General features: G+C 67.4%; 14 protein-coding genes. 11 read left to right on the top strand and 3 right to left on the bottom strand.

Annotated features, from left to right (window positions below):
- The first annotated feature begins 23 nt into the window (after positions 1–23).
- Positions 24–656, top strand: coding sequence for a TetR/AcrR family transcriptional regulator (locus tag ACFQZZ_RS30215; protein WP_378687495.1), 633 nt, complete (start codon positions 24–26; stop codon positions 654–656).
- Here ACFQZZ_RS30215 and ACFQZZ_RS30220 read toward each other — a convergent pair.
- Positions 646–1,191 carry a histidine phosphatase family protein gene (locus ACFQZZ_RS30220; protein WP_328409656.1) on the bottom strand — a complete coding sequence of 182 codons (546 nt, stop codon included), beginning with the start codon at positions 1,189–1,191 and terminating at the stop codon, positions 646–648. The genes ACFQZZ_RS30215 and ACFQZZ_RS30220 overlap by 11 nt on opposite strands.
- A gap of 142 nt (positions 1,192–1,333) precedes the next feature.
- On the opposite strand from ACFQZZ_RS30220, the gene ACFQZZ_RS30225 reads away from it, so the two are divergent.
- The 9 genes from ACFQZZ_RS30225 to ACFQZZ_RS30265 all read left to right on the top strand — a co-directional run bounded on the left by ACFQZZ_RS30225 (position 1,334) and on the right by ACFQZZ_RS30265 (position 13,182).
- Entirely contained in the window at positions 1,334–6,178 is a 4,845-nt protein-coding gene (locus tag ACFQZZ_RS30225) for an ATP-dependent helicase (protein WP_378687497.1), read from the top strand.
- Between the two features lie 3 nt (positions 6,179–6,181).
- Complete coding sequence (locus ACFQZZ_RS30230; protein ID WP_378687499.1) at positions 6,182–6,958, top strand: DNA-formamidopyrimidine glycosylase family protein; 777 nt, start codon at positions 6,182–6,184, stop codon at positions 6,956–6,958.
- Between the two features lie 368 nt (positions 6,959–7,326).
- Positions 7,327–7,893, top strand: a complete 567-nt coding sequence (locus ACFQZZ_RS30235) for a TetR/AcrR family transcriptional regulator (RefSeq protein ID WP_378687500.1) — start codon at positions 7,327–7,329, stop codon at positions 7,891–7,893.
- On the top strand, positions 7,893–8,726 hold the full coding sequence (locus ACFQZZ_RS30240; protein WP_378687502.1) for an MBL fold metallo-hydrolase: 834 nt from the start codon (positions 7,893–7,895) through the stop codon (positions 8,724–8,726). Before ACFQZZ_RS30235 ends, ACFQZZ_RS30240 begins: the two co-directional genes overlap by 1 nt.
- Before the next feature lie 66 nt (positions 8,727–8,792).
- Positions 8,793–10,157 (top strand): hydroxysqualene dehydroxylase HpnE, encoded by a 1,365-nt coding sequence (gene hpnE, locus ACFQZZ_RS30245; RefSeq protein ID WP_378688021.1) that lies wholly within the window; start codon positions 8,793–8,795, stop codon positions 10,155–10,157.
- A 68-nt stretch (positions 10,158–10,225) separates the two neighbouring features.
- Positions 10,226–10,807 (top strand): TetR/AcrR family transcriptional regulator, encoded by a 582-nt coding sequence (locus ACFQZZ_RS30250; protein WP_378688024.1) that lies wholly within the window; start codon positions 10,226–10,228, stop codon positions 10,805–10,807.
- Positions 10,808–10,904: 97 nt separating this feature from the next.
- Complete coding sequence (locus ACFQZZ_RS30255) at positions 10,905–11,105, top strand: hypothetical protein (RefSeq protein ID WP_378687503.1); 201 nt, start codon at positions 10,905–10,907, stop codon at positions 11,103–11,105.
- 95 nt (positions 11,106–11,200) lie between these two features.
- Positions 11,201–11,875 carry a winged helix-turn-helix domain-containing protein gene (locus tag ACFQZZ_RS30260; RefSeq protein WP_378687504.1) on the top strand — a complete coding sequence of 225 codons (675 nt, stop codon included), beginning with the start codon at positions 11,201–11,203 and terminating at the stop codon, positions 11,873–11,875.
- Positions 11,872–13,182 (top strand): sensor histidine kinase, encoded by a 1,311-nt coding sequence (locus ACFQZZ_RS30265; protein ID WP_378687506.1) that lies wholly within the window; start codon positions 11,872–11,874, stop codon positions 13,180–13,182. Before ACFQZZ_RS30260 ends, ACFQZZ_RS30265 begins: the two co-directional genes overlap by 4 nt.
- Before the next feature lie 3 nt (positions 13,183–13,185).
- Here the strand turns inward: ACFQZZ_RS30265 and ACFQZZ_RS30270 are convergent, their stop codons facing one another.
- The gene (locus ACFQZZ_RS30270; protein WP_378687508.1) at positions 13,186–14,919 is read right to left on the bottom strand and encodes a glycerol-3-phosphate dehydrogenase/oxidase; all 1,734 of its coding nucleotides are present in this window, start codon (positions 14,917–14,919) and stop codon (positions 13,186–13,188) included.
- 275 nt (positions 14,920–15,194) lie between these two features.
- On the opposite strand from ACFQZZ_RS30270, the gene glpK reads away from it, so the two are divergent.
- Positions 15,195–16,691, top strand: a complete 1,497-nt coding sequence (gene glpK, locus ACFQZZ_RS30275; RefSeq protein ID WP_378687509.1) for a glycerol kinase GlpK — start codon at positions 15,195–15,197, stop codon at positions 16,689–16,691.
- A gap of 37 nt (positions 16,692–16,728) precedes the next feature.
- Here the strand turns inward: glpK and ACFQZZ_RS30280 are convergent, their stop codons facing one another.
- Complete coding sequence (locus ACFQZZ_RS30280) at positions 16,729–17,904, bottom strand: PLP-dependent aminotransferase family protein (RefSeq protein ID WP_378687511.1); 1,176 nt, start codon at positions 17,902–17,904, stop codon at positions 16,729–16,731.
- Between the last annotated feature and the right edge of the window lie 64 nt (positions 17,905–17,968).

Below are 17,968 nucleotides of genomic sequence, written 5' to 3' on the forward strand. Positions count from 1 at the left end.
TGTCAGTACGTAGAATCGGCCGCATGGCACGTCTGACCCGGTCCGAGAGCCAGGCCCGCACTCGCGCGGACCTGATCGCCACGGCGCGCGACCTCTTCCTGGCCGAGGGTTACGCGAAGACCAGTCTGGAGCGGGTCGCCGAGGAGGCCGGCTACTCGAAAGGCGCGGTGTACTCGAACTTCCGCACCAAAAAGGAACTCGGGCTCGAGGTGCTCGGGCTTATCCACGCCACCAAATTCCAAGAGGTCACCGACCTGATCGCCGCAGGCGACACCTTGGAAGATCGGCTGGAACGCTTCCAGGAGTGGGCCGAGCGGACCATCGGCGACGTCGGCTGGACCCTGCTCGAATTCGAGTTCGCCACGGTCGCCCGCGACGACCCCGAGTTGCAGGCCGCGCTGGTATCCAGCCTCGGCATGGTGCGCGGTGCCGTCGCCGCGCAAGTGCAGAGCCTGTCCGACACGGTGGGAATTCCACTGCCGATGCCCGCGGAGGATGCCGCGAGCGCGATCCTCAGCATGGGCATCGGTCTGGGCATGCAACGTGCCATCGATCCGTCGATCCCGGCCCGGCTGATCACCGACGCCCTGCGGCTGCTGGTGACCTTCGGCGACGGGCCACTGCGGCGCGTTGCGCCGAGCGCGGTCACGCCGTGAAGTGCAGCGTCCATTCGCCGCGGTAGTGCAGCCGGGTGACACTGCCCGGCGGAATGTCGATCCGCCAGAACGATTTCGGCGGTGCGTCGAGGGCGACCAGGAGCGCCGCCCTGATCACCGCGGGATGGGTGATGGCGATGGTGGACATGCCTTCGGAGGCGATCTCGGCCATCCAGTACCTGGTTCGCTCGACCACGTCCACCACGGATTCGCCGCCGTGACCGCGGAACTGCGGGTCGGTCAGCCAGGCATACAGCTCGTCCTGCGGCACCGACATCAGCTCGCCGCCACGCCACGCCCCCGCGTCGAGGTCACGCAGCCGGGTGTCCTCCTCGCCGGGCAACCCCATCAGGGCTGCGGTTTCCACTGCTCGGCGTTCGGGGCCGGTGAGGACTCGGGCAGCCGTGAGTGGCCCGCACGCGGCGATAGCCCTGCGGCCCGCCTCGGTCAGCGACTCGTCGACTGGAAAACGTGCCTTTCGCATCGCCTCGGTCATGCCATGGCTGACCAGGTCGAGTCTCAGCACCTTTTGCACGGATGGAAGCGTACGGCCCGGCGGCCGTGACCGTTATTCGATTGCTCTGCCTTCGCTCGGACAGTTGGCAGGACGTGGATGCCGCCCCCGGTTTGTCTTTGCGGCTCGATGGGTTGTCGGTGCCCGGGTGCAGACTGGTCCCATGGCTCAGTTCTCCACCGCAACCCAGGAGTGGTTCGACGGCGCATTTCCCGCGCCGACCGCCGCTCAGCTGGGCGCATGGAAGGCCATCGCGGCAGGTGAGCACACGTTGGTGGTCGCGCCCACCGGGTCGGGAAAGACGTTGTCGGCGTTCCTTTGGGCCATCGATCAACTCGCGAGTCGGCCGAAACCCGAAGGCAAGCCCCCTAGTCGCGGCACCTCGGTGCTGTATGTGTCACCGCTCAAAGCGCTTGCGGTAGACGTGGAACGCAATCTGCGCGCACCGCTGGTCGGTGTCACGCAGACGGCGAAGCGGCTCGGCCTCGATCCGCCGGAGATCACCGTCGGGGTCCGGTCTGGCGATACGAGTGCGGCCGAGCGCCGGTCGATGCAGCGCACGCCGCCCGACATCTTGATCACCACACCGGAATCCCTCTTCCTCATGCTTACCTCCGCGGCACGGGAAACCCTCAGTGATGTCCGCACGGTGATCGTGGACGAGGTGCACGCGATCGCGGGTGGGAAACGCGGAGCGCATCTTGCGCTGTCACTGGCCCGGTTGGATTTGTCGACCGAGCGGCCGGTGCAGCGGATCGGACTCTCGGCGACCGTGCGGCCGCCCGAGGAGGTGGCACGTTTCCTGGTCGGGCACGCGCCCATCACCATCGTGTCGCCGCCCGCGCCGAAAACCTTCGATCTCTCGGTGCGGGTGCCGGTGGCGGATATGACCGAGCCGGGCGACTCCGATCAGCCCGGGTCGATCTGGCCGCATGTAGACGAGGCGATCGTGGATCTGGTGCTCGAGCACCACTCTTCCATCGTGTTCGCGAACTCCCGGCGGTTGGCCGAGCGACTCACCGCACGGCTCAACGAAGCTTATGCGGCGCGGATAGGCGAACCTGTCGAGACAGAGCACAAGCCGCCCGCCCAGATCGGGCCGTCGACAGAGGTGATCCACGGCGCCGGGCCACTGCTCGCGCGGGCGCACCACGGTTCGGTGAGCAAGGAACAACGCGCGCTCATCGAGGACGACCTCAAGAGCGGACGACTGCGCTGCGTGGTGGCCACGAGCAGTCTCGAGCTCGGCATCGACATGGGCGCAGTCGATTTGGTGGTGCAGGTGGAGGCGCCGCCATCGGTGGCGAGCGGGTTGCAGCGGATCGGGCGCGCCGGCCACCAGGTCGGCGAGATCTCGCGCGGGGTGCTGTTCCCGAAGCACCGCACCGACGTGATCCACTGCGCGGTCGCCTCGCAGCGCATGACCGCGGGACAGATCGAGGCGATCCAGATCCCGGCGCATCCGCTGGACATTCTGGCGCAGCAGACCGTCGCCGCGTGCGCGCTCGAAGCGATCGATGTCGACGCGTGGTTCGAAACAGTGCGTGGCACGGGCAGTTACGCCGCGCTGCCGCGATCGGCGTACGAGTCGGTGCTGGATCTGCTTTCCGGCCGGTACCCCTCCGACGAATTCGCCGAACTGCGACCACGATTGGTGTGGGACCGAGACGCGGGCACGCTGACCGGGCGGCCCGGCGCGCAACGCCTTGCGGTTACCTCCGGAGGCGCGATCCCCGACCGCGGCATGTTCGCGGTGTACATGGTCGGCGAAAAGGCGTCGCGAGTCGGCGAACTCGACGAGGAGATGGTGTACGAATCCCGCGTCGGCGACGTGTTCGCACTGGGTGCGACCAGCTGGCGGATCGAGGAGATCACCTTCGATCGGGTACTGGTGACACCCGCGTTCGGACAGCCGGGGCGGCTGCCGTTCTGGCACGGAGACGGGCTCGGCCGACCCGCGGAACTCGGCGCGGCAATGGGCGAATTCATCCGCAAAGCCGGACAAGACTCCGCCGCTGCCCTGGCACAGCGAACCGAGTCGACCGCCGAGCTGCCTCGGAAACGAGCGTCTCGCAGTAAGACCGGGGCCGGCGCACCGGCGCGGTCCGGCGTGGCCGCCCCTTCGAACAATGGCGGCGGGTTCGCGCAGATCGTGCGAGGCGCCGGCCTCGACGACAACGCGGCGACGAACCTGCTCACCCTGCTCGAGGAGCAGCGCACCGCCACCGGTCAGCTGCCCACCGATCGCACCTTGATCGTGGAACGGTTCCGCGATGAGCTCGGCGACTGGCGGCTGGTGCTGCACTCGCCCTATGGGCAGCCCGTCCACGCGCCGTGGGCGCTGGCGATCGGTGCCAGGCTGCGGGAACGGTTCGGTGTCGACGCCAGTCCGACGTCCTCCGATGACGGCATCGTGGTGCGGCTGCCCGACACCACCGACGATCCGCCCGGCGCAGAGCTTTTCGTGTTCGAACCCGATGAGATCGATGAGATCGTCACCGAACAGGTCGGTGGCTCCGCACTGTTCGCCTCCCGCTTCCGGGAGTGCGCCGCGCGGGCGCTGCTGTTGCCCCGACGCGATCCTGGCAAGCGAGCGCCGCTGTGGCAGCAGCGTCAGCGTTCGGCGCAGTTGCTGGATGTGGCGCGCAAGTTCCCGGACTTCCCGATCCTGCTGGAGACGGTGCGTGAATGTCTGCGTGACGTCTACGATCTGCCGGCCCTGCGCGATCTGCTCGGCCGAGTGGCGCGCCGCCAGCTGCGGCTGGTGGAGGTGGAGACCGCGACACCGTCGCCGTTTGCGAATGCCCTGTTGTTCGACTACATCGGGCAGTTCATGTACGACGGCGACAGCCCGCTGGCCGAACGCCGCGCCGCCGCACTGTCGTTGGACTCCAGCCTGCTCGCCGAACTGCTCGGGCGGGTGGAGCTGCGCGAACTGCTGGACGCGGCGATCATCGAGCAGACCGAGATGGAGCTGCAACGGCTCACCCCGGAACGCCGAGCCCGCGACGCCGAAGGACTTGCCGACCTGCTGCGCCTGCTCGGGCCGCTCACCGCTGCCGAGGCGACCGAACGGTGCGTCGTCCGATCCGACGACGCAGACCTCGACGCCGAGCCGGACCAAGCGAGCAGCCGTCGAACGGAACGCGGCGGATCGGGTGCCGAGGACCCCGCCGAATGGTTCGCCGAGCTGGTGAAATCGCGTCGGGCACTGGAGGTCGCCTTCGCGGGCCGCACCTGGTGGGTGGCCGTTGAGGACGCCGCCCGCCTGCGCGATGCGCTGGGTGTGCCCCTGCCGATCGGTACGCCCGCCGCCTTCATCGAACCGGTCGCCGACCCGCTCGGCGACCTGATCGGCCGCTACGCCCGCACGCACGGGCCGTTCAGCACCGAGGCGGTAGCCGCCCGATTCGGCCTCGGCACCGCTGTCGCCGCGACCGCCCTACACCGCCTGGTGACCGAAAAGCGTGTGGTGGAGGGCGAATTCACACCGTCATCCACCGGCTCGGAATGGTGCGACACCCAGGTCCTTCGCCGCTTGCGTCGCCGCTCGCTTGCGGCCGCGAGACACGAGGTCGAGCCGGTAGCCACCGCGGCGTTCGGCCGCTTCCTACCCTCCTGGCAGCACGTCGGCACCGGCGAACTGCGCGGTGTCGACGGCGTCGCCACCGTCGTGGAACAGCTTGCCGGCGTACCGATCCCCGCCTCGGCCTGGGAATCGCTCATCCTGCCCGCCCGCGTCCGTGACTACTCACCCGCCATGCTCGACGAACTGATGGCCACCGGCGAAGTGATCTGGTCCGGCCACGGCTCCCTCACCGCCAAAGACGGCTGGATCGCCCTGCACCTGGCCGACCAGGCACCCTTCACACTGCCGCCCACCGACGACATCGAACTGTCCGAGATACACCTGCGCCTGCTCAACGCACTCGGCGCGGCAATCGCGCCGTGGACACCGATCGAGGCCACCGAACTCACGGCGTCTCCAGAGTCGACAGTGCCGGCCGGTCCGAAAGCTCGATCCGATCCCCACGCGAACGACTCGCCGCCGCTGCGACTGCCGCCGGTGCTCCAGGGTGGCGGCGCCTATTTCTTCCGGCAGCTCTCCGATGCGACCGGGCTGCTCGACGACGCGAAAGTAGCTGCCGCGCTGTGGGAGCTGGTGTGGGCGGGTGTGGTCGCCGGCGACACTTTCGCCCCGGTCCGAGCACTGCTGTCCGGCACCGCGCGGACGACGACCGCGCACCGTATGCCGCGTCGCGCACCCCGTGGACGCGCCTACCTGCCGCGGCCGAGCATGCCGACCCGCTCCGGACCGCCCGCGGTCGCGGGCCGGTGGTCGCTGCTGCCGGATCGGGTGTCGGACAACACCGTTCGCGCGCATGCGACCGCTGACATGCTGTTGGAGCGGTACGGCGTGGTGACGCGCGGTTCGGTCCAGAACGAGGGTGTGCCCGGCGGATTCGCACTCATGTACCGCGTGCTCACCGAGTTCGAGGACCGTGGGCGTTGTCGCCGCGGCTATTTCGTCGATTCGCTTGGCGGCGCGCAGTTCTCCACCACCGATGTCGTGGACCGGCTGCGCTCGTTCGATACCGACCGAACACGTTCCCCCGAGAGCCGCCAGCACGCAACGGCTCTCGCACTGGCGGCCAGCGATCCCGCGAATCCATACGGTGCCGCGCTACCTTGGCCCAAGGGAGCGCCGGAGAGCGCCGGCCACCGGCCCGGCCGCAAAGCGGGCGCGATCGTCGTGCTGATCGACGGTGAGCTGGCGCTCTACCTGGAACGCGGCGGCAAGACACTGCTCACCTTCACCGAGGATCCGAATGCCCGCCAAGCCGCGGCCACCGCACTGGCCGGTCTGGTCCGCAACCGACATGTCGACTCGCTGGTGATCGACAAGGTCGACGGAGAATCCGTGCACGGCAATACTTTTGCCGGATTCCTCACGGAGGCGGGGTTCTCGCAGACCCCGCGCGGCCTCCGGCTACGGAGACAGCCGTGACCCATGCCTGAAGGTGACACTGTCTTCCTGACCGCGAGCAGGCTGCGACTTGCGCTGGACGGAAAGACGCTGATCCGCAGCGATTTCCGGGTGCCCCGCTACGCCACCGTCGACCTGCGTGGACAACGGGTCGAGAGCATCGGCAGCTACGGGAAGCACCTGTTCATCAGGACACCGGAGGTCAGCATCCACACCCACCTGAAAATGGAGGGTGAATGGCGCACCTACTGCGCCGGGGAACGCTGGACCCGCCCCCGGGTGACCGCACGTCTGGTACTCGGCACCGATGACACCGAGGCGGTCGGCTTCTCCCTCGGCACCGTCGAGGTACTGCGCCGCGCAGACGAGCACACCGCGACCGATCACCTCGGTCCCGACTTGCTCGGCGCGAACTGGGACGTCACCGAGGCGATGCGGCGCCTGACCCAGCACTCCGCGCAACCGATCGGGCTCGCCCTGATCGACCAGCGGAACCTGGCCGGCATCGGCAATATCTACCGCAGCGAGATCTGCTTCCTGCGGCGCGTGCATCCGGCCACGCCCGTCGCCGACGTCCCCGACCTGCTCGCGCTCGTCAACGAAGCGCATCGAGTACTCACCAAGGCAGCCACCGAACCGCCATGGCGCCCACTGGCCTACGGCCGCACCCGCCGCCCCTGCCAACGCTGCGGCACACCGATCGTGGTCCACCTGCTCGGAGAAACCGCACCCGCGGACCGAATCACCCAACGCGAGCGCGGCATCTACTTCTGCCCGCGCTGCCAGCCACCACCCGCCTGACGGGCACCCAATCGCGCGCCGACACGCACAAAGCCCTGCTGTCGGCGCGATTTGCCTTTCCATTGCTAATACTTCTCTACTGCCGCGCGACAACACCATCGGAATGCGTTAGCGAGCACTATGAGAGCAGGCAAATGATGACCGGGCCGCCCAGCAGGCCGCAGCTATTAGCGATTGCCGTTCGTCTGCTCGTAACCGCCGTAGCCATCGCCGCCACCGTGGTGTTCACCTACTGCCTACTGCAATCGACTGCGCCCGCGGGCGATTCGACCACCCCCGTCCCGCGACCACCGTCGACCCAAGACATGGGCGATCGCCTTCCATAGAATCACTAGACCGGTCGTCATAGTTCCTGATACTGTCGGGGCATGGCACCACGCACCGGCTCGCGACAACGCTTCCTCGATGCCGCCGCCGACCTCTTCCAGACCCAGAGCTATCACGCCACCGGCTTGAACCAGCTCGTCGCCGCCGGCGGCGCCCCGAAGGGCTCGTTCTACTTTCATTTCCCCGGCGGCAAGGAACAACTCGCAGCCGAGGCGCTGACCCAGTCCGGCGATCGACTGCGCGAAGCCGTCGACACGATTCTCAACAACGGCGGCGACCTGAACGCCGTCTTCGATGCACTGACAGCAATACTCGTCGACTCCGATTTCGAGCGCGGCTGCCCCATCGCAACCATCGCACTCGACGCGTCGGCCGATAGTGAGCCGATCCGGCAAGCCTGCGTCGCCGGTTTCGAATCGTGGCGCGCAACGATCGAAACGTTCTTACGAGACAAGGGAATCGAAGCCGACCGGGCGGCAAGCCTGTCCACCGTGGCGCTCGCCATGATCGAGGGCGCCCTGCTGCTCGCCAAGACCCAGCGCGACCCCGCCCCATTGCTGGCAGTCGCCGAACATCTCCGCACCACCTTCGAACGAGAGATCTCCTGATGCGAATCCATCACCTCAACGGCGGCACCCTGCGCCCCTTCGGCGGTCGACTCATCGACGGCACCGGCGGCCTGCTGCGCCGCGCCGAAATGGTCTGCCACTGCCTGCTGATCGAACTCGACTCCGGACTTGTGCTGGTGGAGACGGGAATAGGCGAACAGGCGGTGCGTCACCCGCGGGAATGGCTCGGCAGCAAGTTCTTGCGACTCACCAACCCGGTCCTCGAACTGGAGCAGACGACGGCATACCAGGTGGAGGCGCTCGGCTTCCGCCGCGAGGATGTCCGCGACATCGTGCTCACCCACCTCGATCTCGATCACGCGGGCGGCCTCGCCGACTTCCCGGACGCGCGGGTGCACGTGTACGCCGAGGAACTGCGCTCACTCGAAGGCAGACATGGCGCCAAGGAGCGCTTCCGCTACAAGGCGCCGCAGTTTCGGCACGGCCCACAGTGGGAGGCCTATTCGGACTTCGGCGAAAGCTGGTTCGGATTCGATGCAGTACGCCAGTTGACGGGGCTGACCCCGGAGATTCTGCTGGTCCCCTTGTCCGGGCACACCCGAGGACACGCGGGCGTGGCGGTCGACACCGGCAACGGCTGGTTGCTCTCGGCGGGCGACTCCTACTTCCATCCCGGCAAGCTGGACCCGGTTCGCTCCCAGCAGCCACTCGGGATCTCGATCTTCGAACGCCAGATGCAGACCCTGCCAGGTCCCCGAGTCGAAAACCAGCAAAGGCTGCGCGAGCTTGTGCGCGACCACGGCGACAAGGTGACCACCTTCTCCGCGCACAACGCCGCCGAGCTGCGCGCCCTCCAGAACGTCGCTGTTTAATCGAAACCCTTGACGCCCCAATCACTCCCAGTTAACTTACATTTTGTAAGTTAACCGAGGGAGTGCATTGTGAACGATCCGCGACGGTATGTGGTCATCGGAGGCGGGCTGGCCGGGCTCGCCTCCGCGGTCTGGCTGGCCGAGGCAGGCAAGCAGGTCACCCTGCTGGAGCGCCGCGGCAGGCTCGGCGGTCGAACCCATACCATGAAGGTCGACGCGGTCGACGATGTCCCCGATAACGGCCAGCATGTGATCGCCAGCGGCTACGACCACCTCTTCCGCTACCTGACAAGCATCGGAACCCGCGAGTTCGTCGCGTTCCCGCACCATGCCACGCTGCGCTGGCCCGACGGTCGCAGCACGACCATGGCGACAAAGGGCTTGGGCGCACTGCGTACCCTGTTCGGCGCGCACCCCGACGCGAGCCTGCTCGACCGGCTGCGCGCCGCGCGGGCCACCCTGCGGTTGGGCTGGCAATGCCTGCACCAGCCTGCCGATCTCGCCGATCTCACCACCGAGCAGTGGTTCCAACGGATCGGTATGCCCGCCACCGCGCGCGAGGCACTGTGGGACTGGCTGGCACTAGGCGTCGCGGCCGAGCCGGTCCAGCAGGAATCGGCGAAGGTGCTCGCCGACGTCATGGCGACCGGAATCCGGCTCGGCATCAAGCATCGCCAACCTGCCACCATCGGCTATCCGACCACCGACCTCGACACACTCTTCATCACCGGCGCCGAAAGGGTTTTCGAGCGGCACGGAGTCCAGGTGCGTCATCGCGCGGTGGCCAGGCGAATCCACATCGTCGACGGCGCGGTGACCGGAGTCGAGCTGGCCGACGGCACCGTGGTGCCCGCCGACGCCGTGGTGTGCGCGGTCCCCAATTCGAACGTGGGCGGCCTGCTCGACGAGCTGCCCGAACACGCCGATATCTACGCGGCCGCGGACAAACTCGGCTACACCCCGATCGTGAGCACCAACCTCTACCTGGACCGCCCGCTGGGAACCACGTCGCAGTTCGAGGCGCTGATCGGCGGCACCGGCGTCATCGATGAGGTTTTCGACCGACAGCTGATGACCGGCCGCGGCACCGATCGCGCCTGGCTGTACTGCCTGACCACCAGCGGCGCCTACGAGCAGATCCACAAGACCAACGAGGCGATCGTTGCCGAGCAGATGGAGCTGTTGCGCCGCTACTACCCCGCCGCCGCGGACGCGAAAGTGATTCAGGGACATGTGGTTCGGATGCCGAAGGCAACGTTCTCCCAGGTGATCGGCACGCACGGGCTGCGGCCGGACCAGCGGACCTCGGTGCCGTCGCTGGTGCTCGCCGGCGACTGGACGGCCACCGACTGGTCGGCCACCATGGAAAGCGCGGCCCAAAGCGCCGCGCGGGCCGTGGACCTGCTGCTTGCGCTACCGTCGGTGCCGTGACCACGGAGCGCTCCATTTCCGAGCCCCGCGCAGCCACCACCCAACCCGACAGCCCGCCCAAGCGCCGCATGTCCGCGGCCGACCGGCGCACGCAGTTGCTGGATGTGGCGCGCGACATCGTGGCCGCCGACGGGTTCGCCGCGGTGAGCATCGATCGAGTGGCGCGGGAGGCCCAGGTGGCACGCGCACTGGTGTATCAGCAGTTCACCGACCTGTCGGGGCTGATGACCGCGCTGCTGGAGCGCGAGACGGCCATCGCATTTGCCGGTGTCAGCAGCGTCGACTGGTCGGGCACCGACTACGACGTGGATCAGGTCGGCCGCGGCGTGCTCGCCTATCTGCACGCCGCACCGACCAGCTGGCGGATCATCCTGAGCCCGCCCGAGGGCGGTCCCCCCGATCTTCGGGAACGGCTCGAGCTCGGCCGGGCCTACGCACGCGCGATCGGCGCTCGCCACCTGTCCCGCTTCGCCGGGGTCACCGTCGACCCGGACGGCGCGACCGAGCGGATCATGCTTGCGGCCTTGGAAGAACTGGCTCGGCTGCATCTGGCCGACCGCGATCGGTACCCCGACGACATGGTGCTGCGCTATCTACGCTCCCTCGTGTCCTGGGCCGCCGCCGTCGAGGCACCCAAGAAGACCCGCTGACCTGCGGTTTCGCCGTCATCACGAAATCCTCATAGTGGGATTGGTTTTCTTGTGTCCGGCGCGGAGAACCGCGCGGGAACGAGAGGAAATCCAGACCATGAAGATCAAGACCGCACTTGTCGCCGGAGTCTTCGTCCTCGGTGCCGTCGCCGCGGGCACCGGCGTCGCCTCGGCCGAGTTCATCGGCAACTACGCGACCTATGAGGCCTGCGCGGCCGACGGCAACTCACCCAGGACCGGTGGCACCGAGTGGCAGTGCGTCGAGGTGGCCGGCGGCTGGGACCTGCACACCTTCTGATCGATCGAATTCCGAACGGCGACTGGCCCGGAGGGGTCGGGCCAGTCGCACTCCGGCCCGCACGCGGTATCTGAAGTACCTTATTCTCAAACCTCGTGCGGGTTTTGGTGGTTGAGGACGACGAGGGACTCGGCAACGAAGTTGCCGCGGGACTACGGTCGGCGGGCTTTGCGGTGGACCTCGCACACCACCTCGCGGACGCCGATCTCAAGATCACCGTCAATACCTACGACTGCCTGGTCGTCGACCGCGGGCTGCCCGACGGTGACGGCCTGCACCTCGTCGCCGCACACCGCGCGGCGGGTCGGCGCGTGCCGGTATTGATACTGACCGCGCGCGACGGGCTCGCGGACCGGATCGCGGGCTTCGACAACGGTGCCGACGACTATCTGGTCAAGCCCTTCGCGCTGGCCGAGCTCACCGCTCGTGTGCGCGCACTGTGCCGTCGGCGCGAGCAGCCGGCCCCCGCACGAATAGTGCTGGGCGACATCGACATCGATCTGCCGCGGCGTCGCGTCCAGCGCGCGGGCATCCTGCGCTCGCTGACCCCTAAGGAATTCGCCGTGCTCGAATTGCTCGCCACCCGCGCGGGCAACGTCGTGTCCCGCTCCGAGCTCATCGAATGTTGCTGGGACGAGATGGCCGAACCCGCCTCGAATGTGGTCGACGTCGTCGTCGCGCAGTTGCGCCGCAAACTCGGCGCACCGCAGGTGATCGAGACCGTTCGTGGCACCGGCTTCATGATCGGAAGCACACCATTCGCACCGTGAATTCCTTGTCCGCCGGACCCGGCGGTCGGTTCATCGGCTCGGCCGCCGACCGACCCGCGGTGACCAGACTGCGCCGCACTCGCTGGCAGCTGACGGCGCTTATCACCGCGATCACCGCGACATCGCTGATCGTCCTCGGACTCGTCGCGGCGACCATCGATTCGCGCTCGCGCGACCACGCCATCGACAATTCCCTCGACCGGGTGGTGACCGGGCTGTACCGGGCCGTCGACCTCCCGCCCGGCGAGGACGTCATCGACCTGAGCCAGATCGAAAACGACGCCCTTGCCAACGGTGAAACCGCGGTCATGATCGTCAGCTCCGACGGCGACGGCAAGTGGACGGAGAGCTACGCGCACCTGCGCTCGTGGTTGCCCAAGGACGATGGTGCGGCAGGCCTGGCCGACGACGCCGTCTTCGCCGGAGAAACCGTCTTCCGCGACGGATTCGACAATATGGGCCGACCCGTCCGGATCGCGGCGACGCCGATCTCCTGGGAGGACTCCCGAGTCCAGGCGGTCGTCATCGCGGGCACGAATCCTGGCCTGTGGGACCGTGATCGGGCGCTGCTGATCTGGGGACTCGTGGTCGGCGGCGTCACGCTGGTCGCGCTCTCGGCTGTCGCGGGTCACGTGCTTTCGGGCCGAAGCATGCGCCACGCCATGGTGATGGTCGAGGAGCAGGAACGATTCCTCGGCGACGCCGCCCACGAACTGCGCACCCCGCTGACCACGCTGCGACTGGTGACCGAGCCGCGCGAGCGAGCTGCCCAGGACAACCAACGAGCACTGACCGACGCGCGAGCACTCGGCGATCGGATGGAACGGATCGTTGCGGGCCTGCTCGCCAGAGCCCGCATGCAGGCAGGCGTCACCACCATGGAGAAGGTGCAACTGCTGCTCGATCAGCTCACCGAATCCGTCGTCGAGGAGTTTCCGCAGGCGAATATCGTCGTCACGGCCCACCCGACGGTGGTGGTCGGCGATCCGGGCCTGCTGAGCCTCGCGGTGCGCAACCTGATCGAGAATGCGATCGTGCACGGCGCGGTGAACCGCGTCGCGCCGATCGAGGTACACGTGGCCGACGGACGCGTCAGCGTCCGCGATCACGGTGCGGGGATCAATCCGCAGCTGTCGAGCAACCCGTTCCAGCGCGGTGTGAGCGGGGGACGTGGCAGCGGCATCGGCCTTGCGCTGGTGGCCTGGATCGCGGACCTGCACGGCGGCGGCGCATCGATGGAACCGGCTGCGGGCGGCGGCACCATCGTCTCCATCGCACTACCGCTGCCGGCACTCGGTCACTCCTGACGCTCAGCTGTCCAGCGGGACCGGTTCCAGGATCTCCGGGCGTGGCTCGGGTGCGGCGATGCGCAGCGCGTCGGCCGACGCATCGTCGGGCTGGGTCTGCGAGCGGATCTCGGCCTCGACCCTGGCCTGGTACGTCTTTACCTCGCGGTCGATTTCGTCGTCGCCCCAGCCGAGCACCGGCGCGACCAGGCAAGCCACCTGTTCGGCGCAGTTCGCGCCGCGGTGCGAGTACTCGATGGAGATCCTGGTCCGCCTGGCCAGAATGTCGTCCAGGTGCAGCGCACCCTCCGCCGCGGCGGCGTAGACGGCCTCCACCTGCAGATACGACGGTGCGTCCGTAATCGGTTGCAGCAGCTCGGGTTTGCCGTCGGCCATCGCCATCACCTCGTCGATGAGCGAGCCGTAGCGATCCAGCAGATGCTCGATCCGGTACGGATGCACGCCGTATGCCTCGGCCAGCTGCACCGTCTGGTTTATCAGCGCGAAGTAGCCGTCGGCGCCGAGCAACGGGACCTTTTCGGTGATCGATGGCGCTACTCGGGCCGGAATGTCATGCGCCGCTTCGTCTACCGCGTCATAGGCCATCACCCGGTACGTGGTGTACTTGCCGCCCGCGATGCCGACAAGTCCGGGCGCGACCCGCGCGACGGCGTGCTCGCGGGAGAGCTTCGAAGTCGAATCGCTCTCTCCCGCAAGCAATGGCCGCAGACCCGCATATACGCCATCGATGTCTGCGGGGGTGAGCGGGGTGACCAGCACCTGGTTCACCCGGTCAAGGAGATAGTCGATATCGGCTTTGGTCGCCGCGGGATGCGCGAGGTCCAGATTCCAGTCGGTGTCGGTGGTTCCGACTATCCAGTGCGCGCCCCACGGGATGACGAACAGCACCGAGGTCGCGGTGCGCAAGATGATCGCGGCATCGCTGACGATGCGGTCGCGCGGCACCACGATGTGCACGCCCTTGGAGGCCCGCACGTGGAACCGGCCGCGGTTGTGCGAGAGCGCCTGGACCTCGTCGGTCCACACACCGGTCGCGTTGATCACCACGTGGCCGCGGACCTCGGCGGCGCGGCCGTCCTCGCAGTCGCGGACCTTCACTCCGACGACCCGGTCGGCCTCGCGGAGGAACCCGACGACCTGGGTGGAGGTTCGGATCACCGCGCCGTAATGCGCGGCGGTGCGCGCGACGGTCATGGTGTGGCGTGCGTCGTCGACGACTGTGTCGTAGTAGCTGACACCGCCGATCAGCGAATCGGGCCGCAGGCCCGGCGCCAGCCGCAGTGCACCGTGCCGCGATAGATGACGTTGTCCTGGAACTGATTTGGCGCCGCCCATGGTGTCGTAGAGCACCAGACCGGCCGCCACGTACGGGCGTTCCCACGCGCGGTGGGTCAGCGGATAGAGGAAACGCAGCGGTTTCACCAGGTGCGGTGACAGCGTGGCCAGCGCGAGTTCGCGCTCCCGCAGCGCCTCGCGCACCAGCCCGAACTCCAGCTGCTCCAGGTAGCGCAGGCCGCCGTGGAACATCTTCGACGACCGGCTCGAGGTACCCGAGGCGAGGTCACGCGCCTCGACGAGCGCGACACGCAGGCCGCGGGTCGCCGCGTCGAGCGCAATTCCGGCGCCGACTACACCACCGCCGACCACGATCACGTCGAAGCGATCCTTACCGAACCGCTCCCATGCCGCCGTACGCTGCTCGGGGCCGAGGAACTGAGATTCCGGTTTCTTGATCATGCTCGACTCCTCAAGCCGACGCCAGCGTCGGGTGTAGACGACGTTGTGGGTCTTCACGGGCACACGATCGAGCTGCTCTGGTACAGGCTATGCGAGTCGAGGACGAATCCCTGGCCGTGGCACGGGCCGTGTCGCATGGAGAGCTACTCGCCGGTAACCAAGACCCACAGTAGTCCTGCCATACCTGCCCCGCGATGTGATGCACACTGCGGCCGGTACACACCATGTCGCATCGTTTGACACGCACCACGCACAGCATTTAGTAGCCTGCACGAATGCGTCGCTATGTGGCCGCCATTGATCAAGGCACGACTTCGAGTCGATGCATCGTGTTCGACAGGCGAGGCCGCGTGGTCGGCGTTGCCCAACGAGAGCACGAGCAGATCTTCCCGCGGCCGGGCTGGGTCGAGCACGATCCGGAAACCATCTGGCGCAACACCGAATTCGTCCTCGGCGAGGTCCTGAAAAGTACGGGTGTCGCAGCCGACGAGATCAACGCGGTCGGTGTCACCAACCAGCGCGAGACGACGGTGGTGTGGGATCGGGCCACCGGCAAGCCGATTCACAATGCCATCGTCTGGCAGGACACCCGCACCGATCGCCTGGTCACCGAGCTGGGTGGCGAGTACGGTGCGACCCGCTATCAAGACCGCACCGGCCTGCCGTTGTCCACCTACTTCGCCGGGCCGAAACTGCGCTGGATTCTCGACCATGTCGAGGGCGCCGAGCAGCGGGCCGAGGCGGGCGAGTTGTGCTTCGGCACCATCGACAGCTGGGTGCTGTGGAACCTCACCGGCGAGCACATCACTGACGTGACGAACGCTTCCCGCACCATGCTGATGGATCTTCGTACGCTGCAATGGGATCCGCGGATCTGCGCGGAGTTCGGGGTGCCGCTCGCGATGCTGCCCGAGATTCGCAGTTCTTCTCAGATCTACGCGGAGATCACCTCGGGCCCGCTGGCCGGCGTGCCGGTCGCCGGCATCCTCGGCGATCAGCAAGCGGCGACCTTCGGCCAGGCCTGCCTGTCCCCCGGCGAGGCCAAGAACACCTATGGCACAGGCAATTTCATGCTGCTCAACACCGGTACGACGCCGGTGTTCAGCAAGCACGGCCTGCTCACCACCGTCTGCTATCAGCTCGGCGGCGAGGCCGCGGTGTACGCGTTGGAGGGCTCCATTGCGGTCACCGGCTCACTGGTGCAATGGTTCCGTGACAACCTCGGCATCATTTCCACCGCCGAGGAGATCGAGCCGCTGGCCCGCAGCGTCGACGACAACGGCGGCGCCTACATCGTCCCCGCGTTCTCGGGCCTGTTCGCGCCACGCTGGCGCCCGGACGCCCGTGGCGTGATCGCGGGGCTCACCCGGTTCGTCAACAAAGGGCATCTGGCGCGAGCAGTCCTGGAGTCCACCGCATTTCAGACGCGCGAGGTCATGGACGCCATGCGCGCCGACGCCGAATCCCAGCAACTGCGCCTGGAACTCACCACCCTCAAGGTCGATGGCGGCATGGTCGGCAACGACCTGCTCATGCAGTTCCAATCCGACATCCTCGACGTTCCCGTCGTCCGTCCGGTGGTCAACGAAACCACCGCTCTCGGGGCTGCTTACGCGGCTGGGCTGGCCGTCGGCTTGTGGGAGAGCACCGACGATATCCGCGCCAACTGGGCCGCCGACAAGACATGGCAGCCGTCGATGTCCACTACCGATCGCGAAAACTATCTCAACGCTTGGGACAAGGCGGTCGAGCGCACCTACAACTGGGCTTGATCCGCCTCTCGACCTTTGGCTTCCAGTCGGCTGGCGTTTACCGCGCTGCGCGAGCCAAACGGTCGATAGCCGCTTCCAGAGTCGAAGCGTCGGCCGTGGTGAAGCACATGCGCATCGAGTGGCCGTAGTCGGTGTCGACGGCGAAAGCCGAACCTGGCACGAAAGCGACGCCCTGGTCCAGCGCCCGGGGAAGGAGTTCGTCGGTGTTGGTGTCATCGGTGAAGTCCGCCCACACGAACATGCCACCGGTGGCGTCGGTACAGGTAACACGGTCACCGAAGCTGGTGCGGACGGCGTGCACGAGCGCCTTGGCGCGATCGCCGTAAGCGGTGCGAACGCTGTCGACGTGGCCGGTCAGCCAGGCTTCGTCGGTGAGCAGGTCGGTGGTGATCTGGTGGGTCAGCGCCGAACCACACAGGTCCGCACCTTGTTTGAGCAGTTCGACAGCGCGACAGACACCGTCCTGGGCGACCATCCAGCCGACACGCAGGGCGGGCGAGAGGATCTTCGAGGCACTGGACAGCCGAATCACGTTGCGGGAATAGGTCGCAACCGGCTCGGGGGCAGGCTGGTCGAACCACAATTCGCCGTACGGATCGTCCTCGATCACCCAAAATCCGTGCGCCTCAGCGAGTTCAGCCAGCTCCATACGGCGCAGCGAGCTCATCGTCACGCCGCCGGGATTGTGGAAGTTGCTGACCGTATGCACGACCGCAGGACGTTCACCACGCGCGAGCAGTTCCTTCAACACATCAACCCGCATGCCGTCGGCATCCAAGGGCACCGCGACGATTCGCGCCCCCGCAGCCCGGAACACCTGCAGCGCACCGACATACGCCGGATCCTCGACAACGACCAGCGCGCCCGGATCGAGCAGCACCTCGGCGAGCAGCGAAAGCGCCTGCTGCGAGCCATGTGTCACGAACACTTCGTCGAGCCCGACAGCGCGCCCGAGCTTGGCCGATTCCCGCTGCCGCAGCACATCGCGCAGCGGTGCCCAGCCGGGCGACTCGGTGTACTGCAGAACCGCCGTACCGCTCAGCGCCGCATCGGCCGCGGCGGCGAGGCGCTCGCGGGGCATCAGCTCCGCGTCCGGCAGCCCACCCGCCAGACTGATCACGTCGGCACGGGTGGTCAGCTTCAGCAGGTCACGAATCGCCGAACTCTTCAGTCCGCCGAGCTTGCCTGCCAGCGGTGGAATGGTCGGCGACATGGGAAACCTCCGAGGGGACGCCACGGGTACGCGAATTTTCACTGTCCCATACCGTGACCAGAAT

Origin of the sequence: Nocardia sp. GCM10030253 (assembly GCF_042675075.1) — a bacterium.
Taxonomy (GTDB): domain Bacteria; phylum Actinomycetota; class Actinomycetes; order Mycobacteriales; family Mycobacteriaceae; genus Nocardia.

What these genes read in the sequence shown, in the direction of transcription:
- ACFQZZ_RS30215 (WP_378687495.1), top strand. Translation starts at nt 24, where the DNA reads ATGGCACGTCTGACCCGGTCCGAGAGCCAGGCCCGCACTCGCGCGGAC.
- ACFQZZ_RS30225 (WP_378687497.1), top strand. Translation starts at nt 1,334, where the DNA reads ATGGCTCAGTTCTCCACCGCAACCCAGGAGTGGTTCGACGGCGCATTT.
- ACFQZZ_RS30230 (WP_378687499.1), top strand. Translation starts at nt 6,182, where the DNA reads ATGCCTGAAGGTGACACTGTCTTCCTGACCGCGAGCAGGCTGCGACTT.
- ACFQZZ_RS30235 (WP_378687500.1), top strand. Translation starts at nt 7,327, where the DNA reads ATGGCACCACGCACCGGCTCGCGACAACGCTTCCTCGATGCCGCCGCC.
- ACFQZZ_RS30240 (WP_378687502.1), top strand. Translation starts at nt 7,893, where the DNA reads ATGCGAATCCATCACCTCAACGGCGGCACCCTGCGCCCCTTCGGCGGT.
- ACFQZZ_RS30250 (WP_378688024.1), top strand. Translation starts at nt 10,226, where the DNA reads ATGTCCGCGGCCGACCGGCGCACGCAGTTGCTGGATGTGGCGCGCGAC.
- ACFQZZ_RS30255 (WP_378687503.1), top strand. Translation starts at nt 10,905, where the DNA reads ATGAAGATCAAGACCGCACTTGTCGCCGGAGTCTTCGTCCTCGGTGCC.
- ACFQZZ_RS30270 (WP_378687508.1), bottom strand. Translation starts at nt 14,919, where the DNA reads ATGATCAAGAAACCGGAATCTCAGTTCCTCGGCCCCGAGCAGCGTACG.
- glpK (WP_378687509.1), top strand. Translation starts at nt 15,195, where the DNA reads ATGCGTCGCTATGTGGCCGCCATTGATCAAGGCACGACTTCGAGTCGA.
- ACFQZZ_RS30280 (WP_378687511.1), bottom strand. Translation starts at nt 17,904, where the DNA reads ATGTCGCCGACCATTCCACCGCTGGCAGGCAAGCTCGGCGGACTGAAG.